The organism is Pseudomonas sp. ICBG1301, from assembly GCF_016918385.1.
Classification (GTDB): domain Bacteria; phylum Pseudomonadota; class Gammaproteobacteria; order Pseudomonadales; family Pseudomonadaceae; genus Aquipseudomonas; species Aquipseudomonas palleroniana.
Genome location: NZ_JAEKGB010000002.1, coordinates 276,548 through 296,374, shown reverse-complemented (window position 1 = coordinate 296,374; position 19,827 = coordinate 276,548). Strand labels below are relative to the sequence as shown.

Annotated in this window: 15 protein-coding genes; 5 read left to right on the top strand and 10 right to left on the bottom strand. The window is 63.2% G+C overall.

The annotated features are described in order from the left end of the window. Window positions 1-28 precede the first annotated feature (28 nt). Window positions 29-1,750 (bottom strand): ShlB/FhaC/HecB family hemolysin secretion/activation protein, encoded by a 1,722-nt coding sequence (locus JBE38_RS05315; RefSeq protein ID WP_090371204.1) that lies wholly within the window; start codon window positions 1,748-1,750, stop codon window positions 29-31. Between the two features lie 273 nt (window positions 1,751-2,023). On the opposite strand from JBE38_RS05315, the gene JBE38_RS05310 reads away from it, so the two are divergent. Beyond that, window positions 2,024-3,085, top strand: a complete 1,062-nt coding sequence (locus JBE38_RS05310; protein ID WP_205343756.1) for an aromatic ring-hydroxylating oxygenase subunit alpha — start codon at window positions 2,024-2,026, stop codon at window positions 3,083-3,085. Between the two features lie 27 nt (window positions 3,086-3,112). Further along, window positions 3,113-4,063 carry a PDR/VanB family oxidoreductase gene (locus tag JBE38_RS05305; RefSeq protein WP_205343755.1) on the top strand — a complete coding sequence of 317 codons (951 nt, stop codon included), beginning with the start codon at window positions 3,113-3,115 and terminating at the stop codon, window positions 4,061-4,063. A 6-nt stretch (window positions 4,064-4,069) separates the two neighbouring features. On the opposite strand, the gene JBE38_RS05300 is transcribed toward JBE38_RS05305, so the two are convergent. The 5 genes from JBE38_RS05300 to JBE38_RS05280 form a co-directional block, all read right to left on the bottom strand. Continuing rightward, entirely contained in the window at window positions 4,070-4,783 is a 714-nt protein-coding gene (locus tag JBE38_RS05300; RefSeq protein WP_104993573.1) for a GntR family transcriptional regulator, read from the bottom strand. A 99-nt stretch (window positions 4,784-4,882) separates the two neighbouring features. Beyond that, on the bottom strand, window positions 4,883-6,625 hold the full coding sequence (locus tag JBE38_RS05295; RefSeq protein ID WP_205343754.1) for an acyl-CoA dehydrogenase: 1,743 nt from the start codon (window positions 6,623-6,625) through the stop codon (window positions 4,883-4,885). 9 nt (window positions 6,626-6,634) lie between these two features. Then, window positions 6,635-8,518: an AMP-binding protein gene (locus JBE38_RS05290; protein WP_205343753.1), complete on the bottom strand. Its 1,884-nt coding sequence runs from the start codon at window positions 8,516-8,518 to the stop codon at window positions 6,635-6,637. 62 nt (window positions 8,519-8,580) lie between these two features. After that, on the bottom strand, window positions 8,581-10,029 hold the full coding sequence (locus tag JBE38_RS05285) for an aldehyde dehydrogenase (RefSeq protein WP_205343752.1): 1,449 nt from the start codon (window positions 10,027-10,029) through the stop codon (window positions 8,581-8,583). 77 nt (window positions 10,030-10,106) lie between these two features. Then, a complete protein-coding gene (locus tag JBE38_RS05280; RefSeq protein WP_060752846.1) occupies window positions 10,107-10,937 on the bottom strand; it encodes a p-hydroxycinnamoyl CoA hydratase/lyase in 831 nt (276 codons plus the stop codon). Window positions 10,938-11,150: 213 nt separating this feature from the next. Between JBE38_RS05280 and JBE38_RS05275 the strand changes: the two genes are divergently transcribed. Then, window positions 11,151-11,642, top strand: a complete 492-nt coding sequence (locus JBE38_RS05275; RefSeq protein WP_126870718.1) for a MarR family winged helix-turn-helix transcriptional regulator — start codon at window positions 11,151-11,153, stop codon at window positions 11,640-11,642. 1 nt (window position 11,643) lies between these two features. On the opposite strand, the gene JBE38_RS05270 is transcribed toward JBE38_RS05275, so the two are convergent. Next, on the bottom strand, window positions 11,644-12,960 hold the full coding sequence (locus JBE38_RS05270; RefSeq protein ID WP_104993568.1) for an OprD family porin: 1,317 nt from the start codon (window positions 12,958-12,960) through the stop codon (window positions 11,644-11,646). A 305-nt stretch (window positions 12,961-13,265) separates the two neighbouring features. Here JBE38_RS05270 and mhpT point away from each other — a divergent pair, with 305 nt between their 5' ends. Further along, on the top strand, window positions 13,266-14,498 hold the full coding sequence (gene mhpT, locus JBE38_RS05265; protein WP_205343751.1) for a 3-(3-hydroxy-phenyl)propionate transporter MhpT: 1,233 nt from the start codon (window positions 13,266-13,268) through the stop codon (window positions 14,496-14,498). Here the strand turns inward: mhpT and JBE38_RS05260 are convergent. The 3 genes from JBE38_RS05260 to JBE38_RS05250 form a co-directional block, all read right to left on the bottom strand. Continuing rightward, entirely contained in the window at window positions 14,476-15,423 is a 948-nt protein-coding gene (locus JBE38_RS05260) for a SphA family protein (protein ID WP_060752842.1), read from the bottom strand. The two genes, mhpT and JBE38_RS05260, sit on opposite strands and share 23 nt — an antisense overlap. A gap of 81 nt (window positions 15,424-15,504) precedes the next feature. Then, window positions 15,505-16,272, bottom strand: coding sequence for a coniferyl-alcohol dehydrogenase (locus JBE38_RS05255; RefSeq protein ID WP_060752841.1), 768 nt, complete (start codon window positions 16,270-16,272; stop codon window positions 15,505-15,507). A gap of 44 nt (window positions 16,273-16,316) precedes the next feature. Continuing rightward, the gene (locus JBE38_RS05250; RefSeq protein WP_205343750.1) at window positions 16,317-17,792 is read right to left on the bottom strand and encodes a benzaldehyde dehydrogenase; all 1,476 of its coding nucleotides are present in this window, start codon (window positions 17,790-17,792) and stop codon (window positions 16,317-16,319) included. Window positions 17,793-18,061: 269 nt separating this feature from the next. On the opposite strand from JBE38_RS05250, the gene JBE38_RS05245 reads away from it, so the two are divergent. Continuing rightward, the gene (locus JBE38_RS05245; RefSeq protein ID WP_205343749.1) at window positions 18,062-19,819 is read left to right on the top strand and encodes a sigma-54-dependent Fis family transcriptional regulator; all 1,758 of its coding nucleotides are present in this window, start codon (window positions 18,062-18,064) and stop codon (window positions 19,817-19,819) included. Window positions 19,820-19,827: the final 8 nt, after the last annotated feature.

Below are 19,827 nucleotides of genomic sequence, written 5' to 3'. Positions count from 1 at the left end.
GTCTCGTTGCCCGAAGGCGGTCAAAAATTTAAAGAAAGAAATCCAGTCGGAAATAGATCGGCGCTTCACGCTCAGTGATGGCGGCCGGTCGTTCCAGAGAGTGGGCAAAGGTCACGCTGGCGGCGACGTTCTTGCCACGGGCAAACAGCTCCACCGAGTTACTGCTCATGCGCCCATGCTGCTCGGCGTTGTAGCGGTCGCGGCTGATCACGCCCTGGTCGTAACCCAGGCTGGTGCCGTACTCACTGAGCACCGGCTGCAGCCAGGCCCAGGTCACCGGGCGGCTCCAGCGCAGGTCATTGCGCCAGTAACCGCCACTGTCGCCGGCGAGCATCTGGTCTTTGTAGCCGCGAATCGACGACTGCCCGCCCAGGCTCATGCGTTGTGGGCTGAACAGCACGTCTTCGCTGTGCTGGCCGGTCATCAGGCTGCTGAAGCTCAATGACTCGCCCCACAACTTGAAGGGGTACAGGTAGCTCAGCGTGGCGGTGTATTTGCGGTAACGCGCATCGGCCTGGCCGGGTTTTGGATGATGATTGGCCTGGGCATCGAATGCACCAATGCCGTCTTGCATGCCCAGGTCGATGTTGAGAAACGACTCACCGATACGTCGCCCGTGATTGATGCCGAACTGGGCTTCACTGAGACGGTTGCTGCTCACGGCGAGCTTGCTGTCTTCAATGAAATTGTTCGTGCGCAGGTAGGCCACGCCGGTGCTCAGGGAGGTTTTGCTGAGGGCATCGCGGTGGATCACGCGCTCCAGCCGCAATTGATGGTTCTGACTGTCGCCGGTCTGCTTGAACGTGAAATTGTTTGCCTCGGCCCGGGAGCGGTATTCGCTCTCGGTGTAGCTGTAGGTCAGGTTCCACCAGCCGAACGGCAAGCTGTAGTTGAGCATCGAATTGCGCGAGGTTTTCTGGTGGTCGCTGACGGCATCGTGCCCGCCGCGCAACGACAGTTGGTCAGCCAGGCCCAATGGATTGTCCCAATCCAGGCTCGCGCCCCACTGCTGCTCGCCGGTACTGCGCTGGCCGCCGTTGTGGCGCGACAGGCCCACGCGCCACGGCTTCTGCGGGGTGTTTTTGACCAACACATCGCTACCGCCCACCGCCTTGCCCGGCGCCAGTTCCATCTGCGCCTGGTTCGAGGGCAGACGGTTGAGCTGGTCGACCATCTGCTCGACTTCGCGCAGGTTGAGCAATTCGCCCTGCTTGCCGGGAAAACTCATCGCCAGTTGGCGGTCGGTGATGCCACTGCCTTCAGCGCCCTTCAAGCTTTCCAATTTGCCTTCGACCACCTGGATCTTGAGGTGCCCGCTGGAGAGATCTTGCTGCGGCAGGTAGGCGCGACTGGTCACCAGGCCTTTGGCCAGGTAGCGGTCAGTGATGACTTTGAGCACCTCGTTAAGCTGTGGTACGCCGAGGCATTGGTCGATGTAAGGCTTGATCAGGCGGTTGCGTTCGCCTTCGGACAACGCTTCAGCGCCGGAGAGCTCAATGGCTTTGATCGGGAAGCAACGAGTGTCGGCAGGCCCTGTGGGCGTCGTAGGCGTAGCGGATTTACCCGGCAATTCCTTGAGATCCTCAAGCCGCCGCTGCTGCTCTTCGAGCAGGCGGTCCTGGCGATCACGAATCAGGTCGGTGATACCTGGAGCAGCCTGCTGTGTGGCGGCTTGCGCCCACCCGCCCGCGCCCAGGCAAAAAAAAGCGGACAGCAGGCTGAGCCTGGTCCGGCGTGCAAAACGCCACATCGATTAGATCCCTCTACATGGCTTAGTGCCATCATTCGGCGGCGATAATAGGGTGGCGATATAGTGGCGTCAATTAAATGTGCATCCCCGCTTCACGGCCACAGATCCAATGCCCGTCCTTGAGTCCTTTTAAAGAACGGATCATTGGATCCACTGAAACCCAATTGACCGATAATCGCCCAATATATAACGGCATTAGCGTTGACCTATTCAGCCTGTCGCCCATTTAATGGATCCATTAAATAAAAATAACGCATCGCCTGGAGAGTCGTCATGTACCCCAAGAACACTTGGTACGTCGCCTGCACCCCTGATGAAATTGCGCAAAAGCCTTTGGGCCGACAGATCTGCGCTGAAAAAATGGTGTTTTATCGTGGCCTGGATGGCGCCGTAATAGCGGTCGAGGATTTCTGCCCGCATCGCGGTGCCCCGCTTTCGCTGGGGTATGTCGAGAACGGCAACCTGGTCTGCGGCTATCACGGGCTGGTGATGGGCGGTGATGGCAAGACTGTGGAAATGCCGGGGCAGCGCGTACGCGGGTTTCCCTGCAACAAGACGTTTGCGGCCGTCGAGCGCTACGGTTTCATCTGGGTCTGGCCGGGCGATCAGGCCCTGGCCGATCCCGCGCTGATCCCACATCTGGAATGGGCCGTGAGTGATGAATGGGCCTATGGCGGCGGGTTGTTCGAGATCCAGTGTGACTACCGCCTGATGATCGACAACCTGATGGACCTGACCCACGAAACCTACGTGCATGCCTCCAGTATCGGCCAGAAGGAAATCGACGAAGCAGCGCCCGTGACCAGCGTTGAAGGCGACGAAGTCATCACCGCCCGGCACATGGAAAACATCATGGCCCCGCCGTTCTGGCGCATGGCCCTGCGCGGCAACAACCTCGCCGATGATGTGCCGGTAGACCGCTGGCAGATCTGCCGCTTCACCCCGCCCAGCCATGTGTTGATCGAAGTCGGCGTGGCCCATGCCGGCAAAGGCGGCTACCACGCGGCCGCCGAGCACAAGGCGGCGAGTATTGTGGTGGACTTCATCACCCCGCAGACCGACACCTCGATCTGGTACTTCTGGGGCATGGCACGCAACTTCAAGCCCGACGATGAGGCACTGACCGCGAGCATCCGCGAAGGTCAGGGCAAGATTTTCAGCGAAGACCTGGAGATGCTCGAGCGCCAGCAACAGAACCTGCTTGCCCACCCGACGCGCAATTTGCTCAAGCTGAATATCGATGCCGGCGGCGTGCAGTCACGCAAAATCCTCGAACGCCTGATTGCCAGGGAACGCACGGTCGAACCTCACCTGATCAACACAACCACCGCCTGAATAACCCCAACGCAGGAAGGACTGAACATGATCGATGTGGTGGTGGTATCGCGTAACAATGAAGCCCAGGACATTTGCAGCTTTGAACTGGCCAGTGTCGATGGCAACCCATTGCCGGCGTTCAGTGCCGGCGCGCACATTGATGTGCACTTGCCGGACGGGCTGATCCGTCAATACTCGTTGTGCAATCACCCTGAAGAACGTCATCGCTACCTGATCGGCGTGCTCAAGGACCCTGCGTCACGAGGCGGTTCGCGCAGCCTGCACGAACAGATGCAACCAGGCGCCCGCCTGAGCATCAGCGCACCGCGCAACCTGTTCCCGCTGGTGCACGACGCTCGACGCAGTGTGTTGTTTGCCGGGGGTATCGGTATCACCCCGATCCTGTGCATGGCCGAACACCTCGCCCAGGCGGGTGCCGACTTCGAATTGCATTACTGCGCCCGTGCCAGCGAACGCGCAGCGTTTGTGCAGCGCCTTAAGACGTCGCCGTTTGCCGAGCGGGTGTTCCTGCATTTTGACGAACAGCCCGACACGGCCCTGGATATTGGCCAGGTGCTGGCGGCCCCCGCAGACGACGTCCACCTGTATGTGTGCGGCCCGGGCGGGTTCATGCAGCATGTGCTCGACAGTGCCCGTGCCCTGGGCTGGCAGGACAGTTGCCTGCATCGCGAATACTTCTCGGCGGCGCCGCTGGACAGCCGCCTCGATGGGCGGTTTTCGGTGCAAATCGGCAGCTCTGGCAAGGTCTTTGAGATACCGGTCGACCAGAGTGTGGTGCAGGTGCTGGAGAGCCACGGCATCACGATTGCCGTGTCGTGTGAACAGGGGGTGTGCGGCACCTGCCTGACTCGCGTGCTGGACGGCGTACCAGAGCACCGTGATCTGTTCCTCACCGAGCAGGAACAGGCGCTTAATGATCAATTCACGCCGTGCTGCTCGCGCTCGAAAACCCCAATCCTGGTGCTCGATCTCTGAGGCGTGTCACGAGGCGGGCAAAATCACCTTCATGCGCGCGTCGGCAGTGGCTGAGCTGAAGGTGTCGGCATAGCGCAACGTCGCATTGGCGTGTTCGCGCATCAGCGCTTCGGCCCGTGCGCCCTGGCGATTGACCAGGGCGTCGAACACCGAGTGGTGTTGCATGTGCGCATAGTTGAAGCGGCGGTACTCGCGGACCATGTCCTCGCGATCCACCGCCAGTGCCGTCACAGAGGCGAATGGAAGGTGGTCATTGCGTGCCAGGGCATCGGCAATCGCCGGGTTATGGCTGCCTTCAACGATGACCTGGTGAAAGCGCATGTTCAGGTCGTGATAGACCTCAAGGTCGTCCTCGGTGACATACCCCTTGTCGAACAGTTGATCGCCTTCGACCAGGCAGCGCTCAAGCGCCCTGCGCGCGTCATCGGACAAACCGCGCTCGGCGGCTTGGCGCGCCGCCAGGCCTTCAAGCACACCGCGCACTTCGACCGCGCCGGCAATATCGCTGGGGCTGACCGACCGCACCTGATAGCCACGCCCGCCGAACGGTACCAGCAAGCCTTCCTGCTCAAGGGTACGGAATGCCATGCGTACGGGCATGCGCGAAACGCCGAAGCGCTGCGCCGTGGGAATTTCCATCAGGCGCTCACCCGCCGCCAACTCTCCGCTGGCAATCATCTTGCGCAGTGCAATCAGCACCAATTGGCCGGGCTTGCTCATCCAGGCAACTTCCAGAAAACGTGGGTCGCCCCATAGTATCGCAAGTCGTCGGATCGCAAGTCGTCGGATCGCAAGTCGTCGTGCTGCAAGTCAGTGCAATCAGACGAACGCCAGCGCCGCGCGTGCCCCCTCGATTGCACCCAGGTGCTGGGCCAGCCGCGACGGCAGGTAATCGAAAAAGAACCCGGCGCTTTGCAGCTTGGCGTCACGCAACGGATCGCTTTCGGGTAATACCCTGGAGACCCGCGCAGCCCGTGCCCAGGCAAAGGCCAACAACGCTACGCCACACAACTGGAGGAAGTCCGGCGCGGCCCGATACGGGTATTCGCGGTCTTCGCCAGACCGCTCGCGTATGGCGCTCACCGCACCGGCCAAGGCATCGCAGAGGCTGTCCAACGCGTCGGCAATCCCTGCGCACTCGGCATGCTGCCGGCCCTGCCCGGCTTCAGCGCGCAGCTCGGCCAGCAACAAGCCAAACGCCTGGCCCTCATCGCCCAGCACTTTGCGCAGCAGCAGGTCATTGGCCTGGATCTCATTGCTGCCCTCATAAATCATCGCGATGCGACTGTCACGCAGGGTTTGCTCGATACCGAACTCGGTGACATAACCGTAGCCGCCGAAGACCTGCAACGCGTTGCTGGCCTGGCGAAACCCCTGTTCGGTGAAAAACGCCTTGATGATCGGGGTCAGCAACGACGCCAACGCGGCCGCCGCCGGGTCCGGCCCCTGCTCAGCCTGATCGAGCAAGTGCGCGGCCCAGTAACCGATGGCGCGCAGGCCCTCGCTGGTGGTGCGCAACTCGAGCAACACGCGGCGCATGGCCGGGTGATAACGGATCGGATCAGCGCCTTGCGCGGCCACTGTCGCGGGCCTTGACGGTGCACGCATTTGCACGCGTTCAGCGGCGTACTGCCGAGCGTGCTGCCAAGCCGCGTCGACATGCCCCAAGCCTTGCAGGCCGACATGCAGGCGTGCCGAATTCATCATCACGAACATCGCTGCCAGGCCCCGATGGGGCTCGCCGATCAACCAGCCCTGGGCGGCGTCGAACACCAGCGAGCAGGTGGCACTGCCCTGGATGCCCATCTTGTGCTCGATGCCCTCACAGCGCACGCCATTGGCCTGGCCATCGTCCAGGCACTTGGGCACCAGGAACAACGAAATACCGCGGCTGCCGGGCGGCGCATCGGGCAGGCGCGCCAACACCAGGTGCAGGATATTGGCGGTGAAGTCGTGCTCACCGCCGGAAATAAACAGTTTGCTGCCGTTCAGGCGATAGCTGCCATCTCCCTGGGGTTCGGCGCGACAGCGCAGCAAACCGACGTCGCTGCCGGCCTGCGGCTCGGTCAGGCACATGGTCGGCAAGCTATGGCCGCTGATGATCTCGGGCAGATAACGCGCCTGCAACCACGGCGCCGCATGGGTCTTGAGGCACAGGTAGGCGCCGTGGGCAATGCCGGTGTACATGGCCCAGGCGTGGTTGCTGGCATAGAGCATCTCTTGCACGGCGGCGTCGAGCACCTGCGGCAAGCCCTGCCCGCCCAGCGCCTCAGCACAGGCCAGCGCCGGCCAGCCGCCGTCGACATAGGCTTGATACGCCTGGGCAAAACCGTCCGGGGTGCTCACCTGGCCCGCCTGCCAGCGGCAACCCTGACGATCACCCGGGGCGTTCAAAGGCGCCAGCACGCCCTGGCTGAAGCGCGCGGCTTCCTCCAGCACTTGCAGCGCCAGCGGCAGGTCCAACGCCTCGAACGTCGGGTTGCGGCGCCACGCATCAGGCGCCTGCAGCCAATGCTCGAGCACAAATTGCATATCGCGCAGGGGCGCCTCATAGCTGGGCATCGGCGGACCTCATCGTGTGTGCCCTGCACGCAGCAGCGTGGGGTCTTCACCGCGATACAGCGCCTCGACTTTCGCCGCACGCCACTGCAATACCACACGCTGGTTGATCGAGCCCTTGTCGGTGATTTCCCCGCGATCGATGGACGCCGGCTCATCGAGCAGCGCAATCCATTCCAGGCGACTGGCATTGCCGGTGGCTTCGCGATTGAGACGCTGCAACCAGTCGCCGAACCACTGGCGCACCGGCGCCGAGGCCAATACTTCGGTGTCGCTGGCCTCGGCGCTCAGGCCCGCCAGCCTGCGGCATTCGTAGAGCCTGGCGAACACCAGCGCACCCAGGCACTCACGGTCCGGTGCGGCAATCACCACATCCTGCACATAGGGCGAGCCTTCAAGCACGGCGCGATTGCGCAGCGGGCCGACGCTGACAAATACCCCGGAAGACAGCTTGAAGTCTTCGGCGATCCGCCCGTCGAACATCAACCCCCATTGCGGTTGCTGGGGGTCAGCGAGCTTGAGCGCATCCCCGGAACAGTAATAACCCTGCTCATCGAACGCCTCGGCGGTTTGCTCAGGCGCCCGCCAGTACCCGGGCATGATGTGCGGCCCGCGAAAGCGCCCTTCGAACTTACCATCCACCGGTACCAGCCGCACCTCGCAACCCGGCGCGGGCAAGCCGATGTAACCGGCCATCGACAATGGACCGGTGGTGAAGGTGCAGGATGGCGCGGCTTCGGTCATGCCCAGCCCCGCCATCATGCGGATGCGCTCGCCGCAGTGCCGCTCGGCCACGCGGTCAAGCCGATCCCAGACACTTTGCGACAGGCCGGCGGCAGCGAAGAAGAACAGCTTCATGCGGGCAAAAAAGCACTCGCGCAACTCGGCGTCCTGTTCCAGCGCATTGACCAGTTCTTCCCAGCCCTTGGGCACCGTCAGGTACGCCGTGGGTGAGATCTCCTTGAGGTTGCGCAGGGTCTGGGCGAAGCCTTGGGCCGTGGGTTTGCCGTCGTCCAGGTAAAAGGTGCCGCCGTTGTAAAGCACGATGCCCACGTTGTGGCTGCCGCCAAAGGTGTGGTTCCACGGCAGCCAGTCCACCAGCACCGGCGGCTCCTCGCCAAACACCGGAAACGTCTGCAACAGCATCTGCTGGTTGGCGCACAGCATGCGCTGGGTGGTGATCACCGCCTTGGGCAACTTGGTCGAGCCCGAGGTGAAGAGGAATTTGGCGATGGTGTCGGGGCCGGTGGCGTTGAACGCCGCCTCGGCCTCGGCACCGCCCGGTGTCTGCAACAGGTGCGTAAAGCTGACGTGGGTACGCCCCGGCACCTCGCCGCGCACACTGATCAGCGGTGTGTCGGCCGGCACTACCGCATCGATCGCACGCTGATACGCCGGCGCATCGCTGACAAACAGCAGCCCCGGTTGCAGCAGGTCGCATACATGCCGCAGCTTGGCGAAATCCTGGGACAACAATGAGTACGCCGGCGAAATCGGGCAGTAGGGAATGCCGGCGTACATCGCGCCGAGGGCCATCTGCAAATGTTCGATATCGTTGCCCGACAGCAGCGCCAAGGGCTTGTGCGCCGACAACCCGAAGCCCAGCAGGCTCTGGGCGATGGCTCGCACGCTGTCGAGCATCTGCACGTAGCTGACTCGGCGCCATTCACCGTCGGCCTGGCGCGCGGCGATAAACGTCTGCTCAGGCCGTACCTCGGCCCAATGCACCAGACGATCCAGCAAGCGCCTCGGCAGCTCGGCCAATGGCTCCAGGGAACGCATATGCAGCACGCCCTGTTCTTCAGTGACCTCGACCGGCGCATGGCCGATGGACACCGCGCGGTACCGCGGCGGGTGCGGCTCGGACTGGGGTTGCGGTCTGAATTCGGAACTCACAAGGATGCCCTCCATCAAGGCGGGTCAAACGCCCGCCTTTATTGTTATGTCGCGCAACGGACTCAGATCGGGTAGTGCCGTGGCCCGTTCTGCAACGTCACCCAGCGCAATTGCGTGAAGTGTTCGATGGAGGCTTTGCCGCCAAAGCTGCCATAACCGCTGGACTTGACGCCGCCAAAGGGCATCTGCGCCTCGTCATGCACCGTCGGGCCGTTGATATGGCAAATGCCGGATTCCACCCGTTGCGCAAGCGCCAGGGCACGTCCGGTGTCGCGGCTGAAGATCGCCGCCGACAAACCGAACTCGGAATCGTTGGCCAGGCGCAGCAGCGCTTCGTCACCGTCAGCGCGCAGCAACACCGCCACCGGGCCAAAGGACTCTTCGCGGTAGAGCCGCATGTGTTCGGTGACACCCTCGATCAGGGTCGGCTGCAGGATGCTGCCGTCCAATTGCCCGCCGGCCACCAGGCGTGCGCCCTGGCTCAGGGCATCGTCGATCAGCGCCTTGATGCGCGTGCCGGCGCCGGCATCCACCAGCGAACCCAGCACCGAATCCGGCGCGGCAGGGTCACCGGCGCGCAGGGTTGCGAGCTTGGCCGCCAGCTTGGCGGTAAAGGCATCGGCGACCTTGGCATCGACAATCAGGCGTTCGGTGGACATGCAGATCTGCCCCTGATTGAAATACGCGCCGAAGGCCGCGGCCGCTACCGCAGCGTCCAGGTCGGCGTCATCGAGCACCAGCAACGGCGCCTTGCCGCCCAGTTCCAGCAGCGCCGGCTTGAGATGGCGAGCGCAGAGTTCGCCGACAATCCGCCCGACATGGGTCGAACCGGTGAAATTGACTCGCCGCACCGCCGGGTTGGCGATCAGCCGCTCGACAATCGCGCCCGCATCCGCCGGCGCATTGCTGATGACATTGACCACGCCATCGCCCAGGCCGGCGTCCTGCAACACCTGGCCGATCAGCCGGTGTACCGCCGGGCTTAACTCGGAAGCCTTGAGCACCACGCTGTTGCCGCACGCCAACGGCATGGCAATGGCACGGGTGGCGAGAATAACCGGAGCATTCCAGGGCGCGATGCCCAGTACCACGCCGCACGGTTGGCGCAGGGCCATGGCAAAGCTGCCAGGCACATCGGAGGGGATGACTTCGCCGGTGATCTGGGTGGTCATCGACGCAGCTTCGCGCAGGATATTGGCCGCCAGGCGCACGTTAAAGCCGTACCAGTTGGCCATGGCGCCGGTCTCACCGGCCGCGGCGATAAATTCAGCGCTACGCGCCTGCAATTGCTCGGCGGCCTTGAGCAGGCGGGTGCGACGTTCGTTGGGCGCCAGCGCGGCCCAGACGGGAAACGCGGCCTGGGCCGCCGCCACGGCGGCGTCGGCATCTTCCAGGGTGGCGGCGGCCACCCGCGAAACCACGGCACCGGTCACCGGGTTGCAACGCTCGAAGGTTCGACCGTCGCCGGCGGGGCACGACTGGCCGCCAATCAATAGGGGCACGTCCAGCATGGTGATTCCTCTTTATTATCTTTATCGGGAATACGTTCAAGCAGGGTGACGACGATGCGGCCCGCAGGCCGCACACCTCAGCGTTTATACGCCTGCAGGCCCGGCTTGATGCTCTTGTCGTCGAGGAATTGCTTCATGCCCTGCTCGCGTCCGCCTTCGGTGTCGAGCAAGCGTGACTGATCCAGCTTGGCGTAGAGGTAATCTTCGTTCTGCTCCCAGGTCAGTTCGCGGCAACGCTTGAAACCATGCTTGGCCGCGCGCAGCACCACCGGGTTTTTCTCCAACAGGTTGCGCGCCAGTTCAATGGTGACTTCGCGCAGTTGCGCCAACGGTACGCTCTCGTTGACCAGGCCCATTTCAGCGGCCTTCTGCCCGCCGAAGGTCTTGCCGGTCATGATGTAGTACAGCGATTGACGATGGCCCACGGTGTCGGCCATGGCCTTGCTGACCAGGTTGCCCGGTGGGATGCCCCAGTTGATTTCCGAGAGACCGAAGGTCGCTTCATCGGCGCAGATCGCCAGATCGCAGGCCACCAGCGGGCTGAAGCCACCGCCGAAGCACCAGCCGTTGACCATGGCGATGGTCGGTTTGGCGTACATGCGCAGCAGCTTCCATTGCCATTGCGAGGCTTCACGGCGGATTTTTTCCTGGAGGATTTCCGGGCCGGCATCCACTTCGCGAAAGTATTCCTTGAGGTCCATGCCTGCGGTCCAGGCTTCACCGGCGCCCGTCAGCACCAGCACACCGGCGGCCGGGTCCTGTTCCAGGGTTTCCAGCACGTCGATCATTTCCCGGTTGAGGGTCGGGCTCATCGCGTTGCGTTTTTCCGGGCGATTGAGAATGACCCAGGCGATGCCTTGCTCGATCTCAACCTTGACAGTGGTCCAACGGCCTTCGTAATTGCTCATGGCGGTATGCTCTTGTTCTGGTGTGAAGATGGATTCGAAATTAAACCGCAAATATGGTTATGTCAATTAACTATTAATTTGAATAACCAATATTTCTCAAGGTGTGACCAGCGTTTTTTCCTACGACTTGAAAAGCTGTCGTAGCCAGGGCGCGTCAACCCCGGCAAACTAGATAGACTTCTTAACCTCCCTTTCCTGAGGATTGCACTGCCAATGGCCAAGCCCTCCACCCTCGCCGCCGCCCGCCAGGCCCCGCCCGACAACGACGAGGCACGGCCTCCGCTGGATTCAGCGCTGGACGATCTGATCGGTTATGCCCTGCGCCGCGCCCAGCTCAAGCTGTTCCAGAACCTGATCGGCCGGCTGTCCGAGCATGACCTGCGCCCAGCGCAGTTCTCGGCCCTGGCGATCATCGAGCAGAACCCCGGGCTGATGCAGGCCGACCTGGCACGCGCCCTGGCCATCGAACCACCGCAGGTGGTGCCCTTGCTGAACAAGCTGGAAAGCCGCGCCCTTGCCGTGCGCGTGCGCTGCAAACCGGACAAGCGCTCCTATGGGATTTTCTTGAGCAAGCCTGGCGAAGTCCTGCTCAAGGAACTCAAGGACATCGCCGCCCAGAGCGACCTGGACGCCACCGCCGCCCTCGACGCCGAAGAGCGTGCAGAGCTGCTGCGCCTGCTCAAGAAGGTGTACCAGGACGGCTGACCTACCAGAGCGCCACGGTGTAGAGCACCAGGAAGCGTGTCTGGTTTTCATCGCGAAACGCGGCGCCACCGGGGAAGTCGTTGCGGTAGATCGACTTGCGCGCCATCAGCCCGACGTTCTTCAGCGGGCCACTCTGGATCACGTAGCCCAGTTCCATCTGGAACTCACGCTCCTTGCGGTCCTGGGCGTTGAAGGCCGTCAATTCGATATTGTCGCCACGCACATACCGCAACCGGCTCTTCAAGCCCGGTAAGCCCGAGGCCGCAAAGTCATAGTCGTAGATCGCCTGCCAGGTGCGTTCCTTGGCGTTGAGAAAGTCCGAACTCATGGTCAGTTCGCTCATGCCCATCAGCTCGGTACCCGAGATATAGGGCGTGGCCGTGTCGCCGCTGGAGTGCATGTAGCCCAGGCTGAAACGATGCCCGCCGAGGCGATAGCCGAACAGCGCCGAGAGGTTGCGGTTGTCCACCTTGCCGGCCTTGGCGCTGCCGTCCTCGCGGCTGAAAAAACTGCGCAGATCGCTGGTCAGTACCCCGTCGCCCACTGGCAGGTTATGCAGCAGCGCGAAGGTGTCCTGCTGGTAGAGGTCCGCCACTTGCGCGTGATAAATCCGCAGGCTGAGGTCTTTATTGACCTGGTAATCGCCGCCCAGGTACGCCAGGTGCGAGGTGGTTGCGGTGGCGTTGAACCGGCGGTTGGGCGAGGCGATCGTCATGGCCTGGTAGTCGGTGGAATCGCGCTTGTTGATACGGTCGATGTAGCCGGTATTCAGGGTCAGCCCGTCGATATCCTTGGAACTCAAGGTCGTGCCGCGAAAGGTCTGCGGCAGCAGGCGCGAGGGGCTGGCAAAGGCGAATGGCAGAAAGATCGACACGTCGCCGGCCTTCACCGTGGTTTGGGCAAACCGCAACTTGGCGGTCGGCGCCAGCCGCGAATACTCATCGGCGGCACGCTTGTCGCTGGCCGATACCGGCAATAATTCGGTACCGCTGCGGTCTGGCGAAGAGTCGAGCTTGACCCCCATCAGCCCGCGCATATCCAGGCCAAAGCCCACGATACCTGGGGTGTATCCCGATTCCAGGTTGAGGATAAACGCCTGGGCCCATTCGCGGGCGGCGGTCTTGGCGCCGTCGTCCTTGTAGTCACGGTCCAGGTAGTAGTTGCGTAGCGTCAGGGTGCCATGACTGTCGTCGATAAACCCCGCCGCCCACGACGAGGTGGGCAGAACACTCAACAGCAGCAGCGCACTGATCAGGCGTGGCGTGCGGTTCGACACACGGCAGGCCGCCGCGACAGCGCCCGTGGGGAGTTTTTGCATGTTCGATGTCCATTTTTTGTTGTTGTTTTTGGGGTGACACGCGCTCGGCCAACCGGCTTCGCCAACAGAGAATGGAAACAGCTGGCAGCACTCGTCAACCGCGACTGACCGATAATCGAACGTTAATAAAACTATCTAATTTCATTCTCCCCACGCGTTCTCAGCGCAAACGATTGAGATAGAGGGCTTGCTTGTCGATACCCGTGGCAAGCTCGCCGTCGTAGTTTTTTTAGTTATATTTGTTATCTTGATTACCAGCAGCCTACCGGCTCGCACCACAACAAAAACAACAATGAGGTTTGCCCATGGACAGTCCATCGCGTCGTTCGACGCTGACTATCGCGTTGTGCTTTATCGTTGCGCTGATCGAGGGTTTCGATCTGCAGGCCGCCGGCACCGCTGCCGCCGGGTTGCGGCAGAGTTTTGCGCTGGACCCGAAAATGCTCGGCTGGGTCTTCAGCGTCGGCATCATTGGCTTGCTGCCGGGGGCGTTCTTCGGTGGCTGGGTCGCCGACCGCATCGGCCGCAAGAAAATCCTGGTCAGTGCCGTACTGCTGTTCGGGCTGTTTTCCCTGAGTACTGCGTTTGTCGAAAGCTATTGGAGCCTGTTGCTGGTGCGCTTTCTTACCGGCCTGGGCCTGGGCGCCGCGCTGCCCAACCTGATCGCGCTGTGTGCCGAGGCGGTCAGCGAAGGCAAGCGTGGCACTGCGATCAGCGTCATGTACTGCGGCGTGCCACTGGGCGGCGCACTGGCCGCCGTGGTGGCGATGTTTTCCAGTGAACACTGGCAAACCACGTTTATCATCGGCGGCCTGGCGCCCTTGCTGGCCGTGCCGCTGATGATCTGGCTGCTGCCTGAATCCAATGCCTTTCGCCAACAGTCCGGGCAAGCCCGCAGCCTGCGCCCCTCCACCGGCGAGGCACTGTTCGGCGAAGGGCGCGCACGCACGACCCTGGCGTTATGGCTCAGTTACTTCTTCACCCTGACCGTGATGTACATGCTGCTCAACTGGCTGCCTTCGTTGCTGATGGAACAGGGCTTCAGCAAACCCCAGGCGGGCTTGGTGCAGATGCTCTTCAATATCGGCGGCGCCCTCGGCTCGTTGCTGGGCGGGGTGCTGCTGGACCGCTGCAACGCGCTGAAAGTGGTGGTGTGCGTGTACACCGGGTTGCTCGCCGCACTGGCCGGGGTCGGCCTGTCGGTGGGGATTGTGCCCATGGCCATTGCCGGCTTTGCCGCCGGGTTGTTCGTGATGGCCGCCCAATTGGTGCTGTATGCCAGCGCCCCACCCGCCTACCCCACCGCCGTGCGTGCGACCGGCGTGGGGGCGGCCGTGGCCATCGGCCGGCTGGGCTCGGTGGCCGGGCCGCTGGCGGCCGGTCAACTCCTCGCGGCAGGCGCCGGCACTCCCGGCGTGCTGCTGGCGACGTCCCCCGGCGTGGTGATCGCCGCACTTACCATCATCAGCGTGATGCTACGTGCGGCGCCACAGGGCCTGCCTGGCACCCCCGCCGCTAAAACCGGTGCAGCCAGTTAAACACCAGCTTGTTGCCCTGGGTGCGGTTTTGCGCCTGTTGCTCGAAGTACGCGTTCACCGACAGGATATTTTCCTTGTTGAACGCGTACATCATGCCTGGACCGATGGCCCAGACCTTTTCTCGACGCCCACTCACCGCATGCCCATCCACCTCGGTGTCGGTGATCTGCTTCAACCAGTAGCCATTCAAGCCCAGGCTCAATTGCGCGTCGATGGCGTACTGCAGCGTCAGGTTGGCATGCAGTGCCTGCCCGGCCTGGGTGCTGGAGGCATCTCCAAAGCCTGCCTGCGGCTGATCATTCTTGCCATTCCACAGGTACATGAAACGCCCACTCGCCGACCACTTGGGGCTGAACCAGTATGTCGCCGCGTAGTAGGGGTTGAATGACCAGAAATGGCTGCCGGGGTTGATCGAGCGATTGCGGTCGTAAGCGCCCACCGGCACCGTCACATCCGCCTCGACCCGCTGGGTCAACCACGGGCTGCCATCGGCTCGGGTCACTGTCGGCAGTTGCAGGAACGCGCCCAGCGTGACATCGCCAAACCCGGCCCGGGAACTGAGTGCCGCGTTGTTCAAGCCATCCTCCACCGACACATGGGCCAGGGAGGTATTGATCAGGGTAAATCCTGGCATCGCGCCATTGGCCAGGGGCTGGCCGACGTAGATGATCTGCGTGGTGGGCGCCACCACTTCCAGATCCTGCCGGGGCAATGCGAGCTTGTTGCCATGGGCATCATTGAAGCGGCTCGCACGCGAGTACGTGAGGTATTCCTCCAGGTACCAACCAGGTCCGGCAGGCGCGGGTGAGCCGTCATAGAAGCTGGTGGTCCCAAGGTTCAGGCCGGGTAAGTCGTAAGCATGAGCGGTCGCTGACAACGCGACCCATGTCACGGCCGCAACCGGCCGCAAGATAGGCTTGAGCATCTTGTATGTCCTGTATTTTTGTTGTTGTTCAAGACCCCCGGCACGGCGCTGCCGCACCGGGGTGCAACGCTGTGGCAATGCCTACAGGTAAGTGGCGGCCAACCCGCCATCCACCGGCAGATTGACCCCGTTGACCCAACGCGCCGCATCCGAGCAAAGGAACGCGATCACTGAGGCCACCTCATCAGCCAAGGCCGGGCGGGTCATGCGCTGGCTGTCCTCGGCCACCCGCTCTGGCCCGAGCATGCTGACGAAATCCCCCAGAATCGGGGTGAACACCGGCCCTGGCGCGACGCAGTTGATACGCACCGCGTGATCGCGAAACCAGGCTTGGGATTGCTGTGCGCTCCAGACGATCAGCGCTTCCTTGAAGTACTGATAGCAGCTGCCCTGCTCCACCGGATTGGCCGCCAGCCACTGCTGCCCGGCCCTGAAGCTCTCAGTCGCGGCCAGCGCTTTGTGCAGCGCCAAGCGCTGCGGCCACTGCGCGCCGAGCACCGAGGCGACGTTGACGATGCTGCCGCCCGCCGGCATGCGTGGCAGCAGCGCTTGGGTGAGATGGCGCAACCCCAGGTAGTTGACCTCCGCCACCGTTTGCACCGGCGCCGTACCGGGCACACCGGCAATATTGCACAGCGCGTCAACCCGCGTCGGCAAGCGCGCCACCAGCGCGTCGATGCTCGCGGGATCACTCAGGTCGGCATGAAAAAATCCAGCCAGCGTCAATTGGGGTTCATGGCGATCGACGCCCAGTACCGTGGCGCCCTGGAAGCGCGCCAATCGCGCCACTTCCGCTCCAATGCCCGACGCGACGCCGGTGACGATCAAGGTTTTGTTGTACAGGTGCATGTTCAAGCCCTCTTATTGTTGTGTAGGCAGGTGCGAGCCAAGGCTCAGAAGGGATAGGCCGGCGGCGTGTTTTGCACGGTGACCCATTGCCATTGGCTGTATTCGTCCCAGTCAGCCGGCCCGCCAACGCTGCCGCCATTGCCCGATGCGCCGCGCCCACCGAAAGGGTTGATGCACTCATCCGCCACGGTCTGGTCGTTGATATGCAGCAGGCCGCAGTCCAGCCGCTCGCCGATGGCCATGGCGCGCCCCACCGAGGGCGAGAGGATGGCCGCCGAAAGCCCGTACTCGGTGCGGTTGGCCAGCTCGATGGCCTCCTCATCCGTGGCAAAGCTGACCACCGTCGCCACCGGGCCGAAAATTTCGTCTTCAAAGGCGCGCATGCCCGGCCGTACGCCACTGAGCACCGTCGGCTGGTAAAACAGCTGGTCATAATCGCCGCCCGCCTCCAGCTTTGCGCCCGCCTGCAGGCTGTCGTTGACGATCTCGCGCACGCGCTGCAATTGGCGCAGGTTGATCAAGGGGCCGAGCGCGGCTTCACCGCGCGCAGCGTTGCCCACGGTCAGCGCACGGGCCTTGTCCACCAACTTGCGTGTCAGGCTGGCGGCGATGGACTCATGCACCAGCACCAACCCCGTCGCCATGCAGATTTGCCCCTGGTGCAGCCATGCTCCCCAGGCGGCGTTGCTGGCGGCCAGGTCGAGGTCGGCGTCTTCGAGAATGATCAACGGGTTCTTGCCGCCCAGTTCCAGCGCGACTTTTTTCAGGTGCCGGCCAGCCACCTCGGCGACTTTGCGCCCCGCTGCCGTGGAGCCGGTAAACGCGATCATCCGCACGTTGGGGTCGCGGCACAGCGCCTCACCTGCCGCTGCGGCGCCGGGCAACACATGCAGCAAACCCTTGGGCAAGCCCGCTTCTTCGAACAGCCGGGCGATCAGAAAACCACCGCTGACCGGGGTCTGCGGATCGGGCTTGAGCACCACCGCATTGCCCGCCGCCAGGGCCGGTGCCACCGAACGCAGCGACAGCACCAAAGGAAAGTTGAACGGGGAAATCACCCCGACCACGCCATGGGGCTGGCGCCGAGCATAGGACAAGCGCCCCGCCGCGCTGGGCAGCACCACGCCGTGAGGTTGGGACAGCAAGCCCGCCGCCTGATGCAGCAGCACGATCGCTTCGCGCACTTCGTGCTCGCCCTTGAACAGCGCGGCGCCGGTTTCCCGGGCGACATACAGCGCCAGTTCGGCGAATGACTGTCGGGCCACCTCAGCCGCCTTGCGAAACACCTCGGCGCGCTCCCGTGGGCCGAGCGCGGCCCATGCCGGCTGGGCCAGGGCCGCGCTGCGGCTGGCCACGGCGATGTCGGCCGGGCTGGCCATGGCGCAGTGCATCAGGGGTTCGCCGGTGGCAGGTTCGATCACGGGGATCACGGCTCCCGAAGCGGGCTCCCAATCGCCGTTGAACAGGCATTCGGACTTGATGGCCCGTTGTAACAGGTGGGTGGTTTCAGACACTGACATGGCAACTCCCGGTTCTTGTAATTGTCATCGCCTGCACGGGTGCAGACGCCGCATCAAGCCTTGAGCAAAGGCTGTGCCGCTTGCACGAGACCCCGCTGACATAAACCGTCGAAGGCTCTGGATCGGGGCCTTTCACGCGCCGCGTTGCGGTGCTCCACCGCTCAACTGCAAAATCCACCATCGCGCTACTTGTTCAATTGATAAGGTTATGTTTAATAACTATCTGAGCAGTGACTCATATCGATCACTCGCCTTGCAGGGGCATAACAATGACTAATCCCCAAAGCGCGCAGCCCGACGACCGCGCGAGCGCTGCGCACTATCATCCGCGCGGCGACAGTCGCCAACTCAGCGACAGCAGTTCACCCACGCCTGCGGAACTGACCGATTGCCTGTTTTTCTCTCCCGAAGACGGGCGGATCTGGCTCAACGACCAACGCATGTTGCTGCTGCACAGCTCCGCCTTCGGCGCCCTGCGTGGGGAAGTCATCGAGCGCCTGGGGCTGGAGCAGGCGCGCGGCCTGTTTACCCGCACCGGTTATGCCTGCGGCGCGCGCGATGCGCGCCTGATACGCGAGCGCTGGCCACAGGCCGATGCCGCCGCCGTGTTCCGGGCCGGGACGCACTTGCACACCCTGGAGGGCATGACCAAGGTCGAACCCCTGTACTTCAAGTTCGACGCCGACTCGGGGTTCTATGAAGGCGAGTTTCTCTGGCACCACTCCTGCGAGGCCGACGAGCATTTGCGCGCCTACGGTGTCGGCCAGGATCCGGTGTGCTGGACGGAGACCGGGTATGCCACGGGCTTCGTCAGTGGCCTGTTCGGGCAACTGGTGATTTTCCGTGAAGTCGAGTGCCGTGGCATGGGCCACCGCAGTTGCAGGGTGCTCGGCAAGACGGTCGAGCAATGGGGCGATGCCGAGCAGGACCTGCGCTACCTGAATGTGTCCCAGGCCGTCACCAGCCCCGCCGCCGCCCCGCTGCGTCATAGCCCGGCAGGCAGCCCTGCCGGGGTCAGCCAGGCACAACCGCTGGTGGGTGCCAGTGCAGCGTTCAACGCCGCGATGCAAGCCTTGCAACGCGTCGCGCTGACCCCCGCCACGGTGCTGATCAGCGGTGAGTCCGGCGTCGGCAAGGAGATGTTCGCACGCCAGCTGCACCAACTCAGCGGCCGCCGTGACAGCCCATTCGTCGCGCTCAATTGCGCGGCCATCCCCGACAACCTGATCGAAGCCGAACTCTTCGGCGTCGAGCGTGGCGCCTACACCGGCGCCACCCACTCGCGTCCCGGGCGTTTCGAGCGGGCCCAGGGCGGCACCCTGTTCCTGGATGAAATCACCAGCCTCAGCCTGGCGGGGCAAAGCAAACTGCTGCGGGCGTTGCAGGAGCGAGAGATCGAACGGGTCGGCGGCGTGCGCGGCATCACGGTGGACGTGCGGGTGGTGGCCGCGACCAATATCGACTTGCGCAAGGCGGTCGCCGACGGCTCGTTTCGTGAAGACCTGTTCTACCGCCTGAATGTCTACCCCATCGCCCTGCCGCCGCTGCGTGAGCGCCGGGATGACATTCCGCTGTTGATCAATGCGTTCCTGACGCGCTTCTGCCAGGAATACGCGCGGACACCCGCCGGCCTGACCATGCGCGCGCTGAAGGTGCTGCTGCGTTACGATTTCGCGGGCAATGTGCGTGAGCTGCAAAACCTGATCGAGCGCGGCCTGATCGCCAGTGACGAGGGCCAAGCGATTGATCTGGTGCATCTGTTTCGCAACGAACCGCTGCCGGCGGATGCCTATGGCCTGGACCACCACGGCAGCCTGTCAAACACCGCGCCGGCCAGCCCCCCTGCACTGCTGGACACCCTGGGCCAACTCGACCAGGGGTTTTCCATCGAAGGGCTCGAAGCACGCCTGATCCAGGAGGCGCTGCAGCAGAACGCCGGCAACCTGGCCGCGGCGGCCAGACGCGTAGGGCTCAGCCGTGCCCAATTTGCCTACCGGTTGAAGAAACATCAGCGGCAAACCCCGTGAGCCCGCAG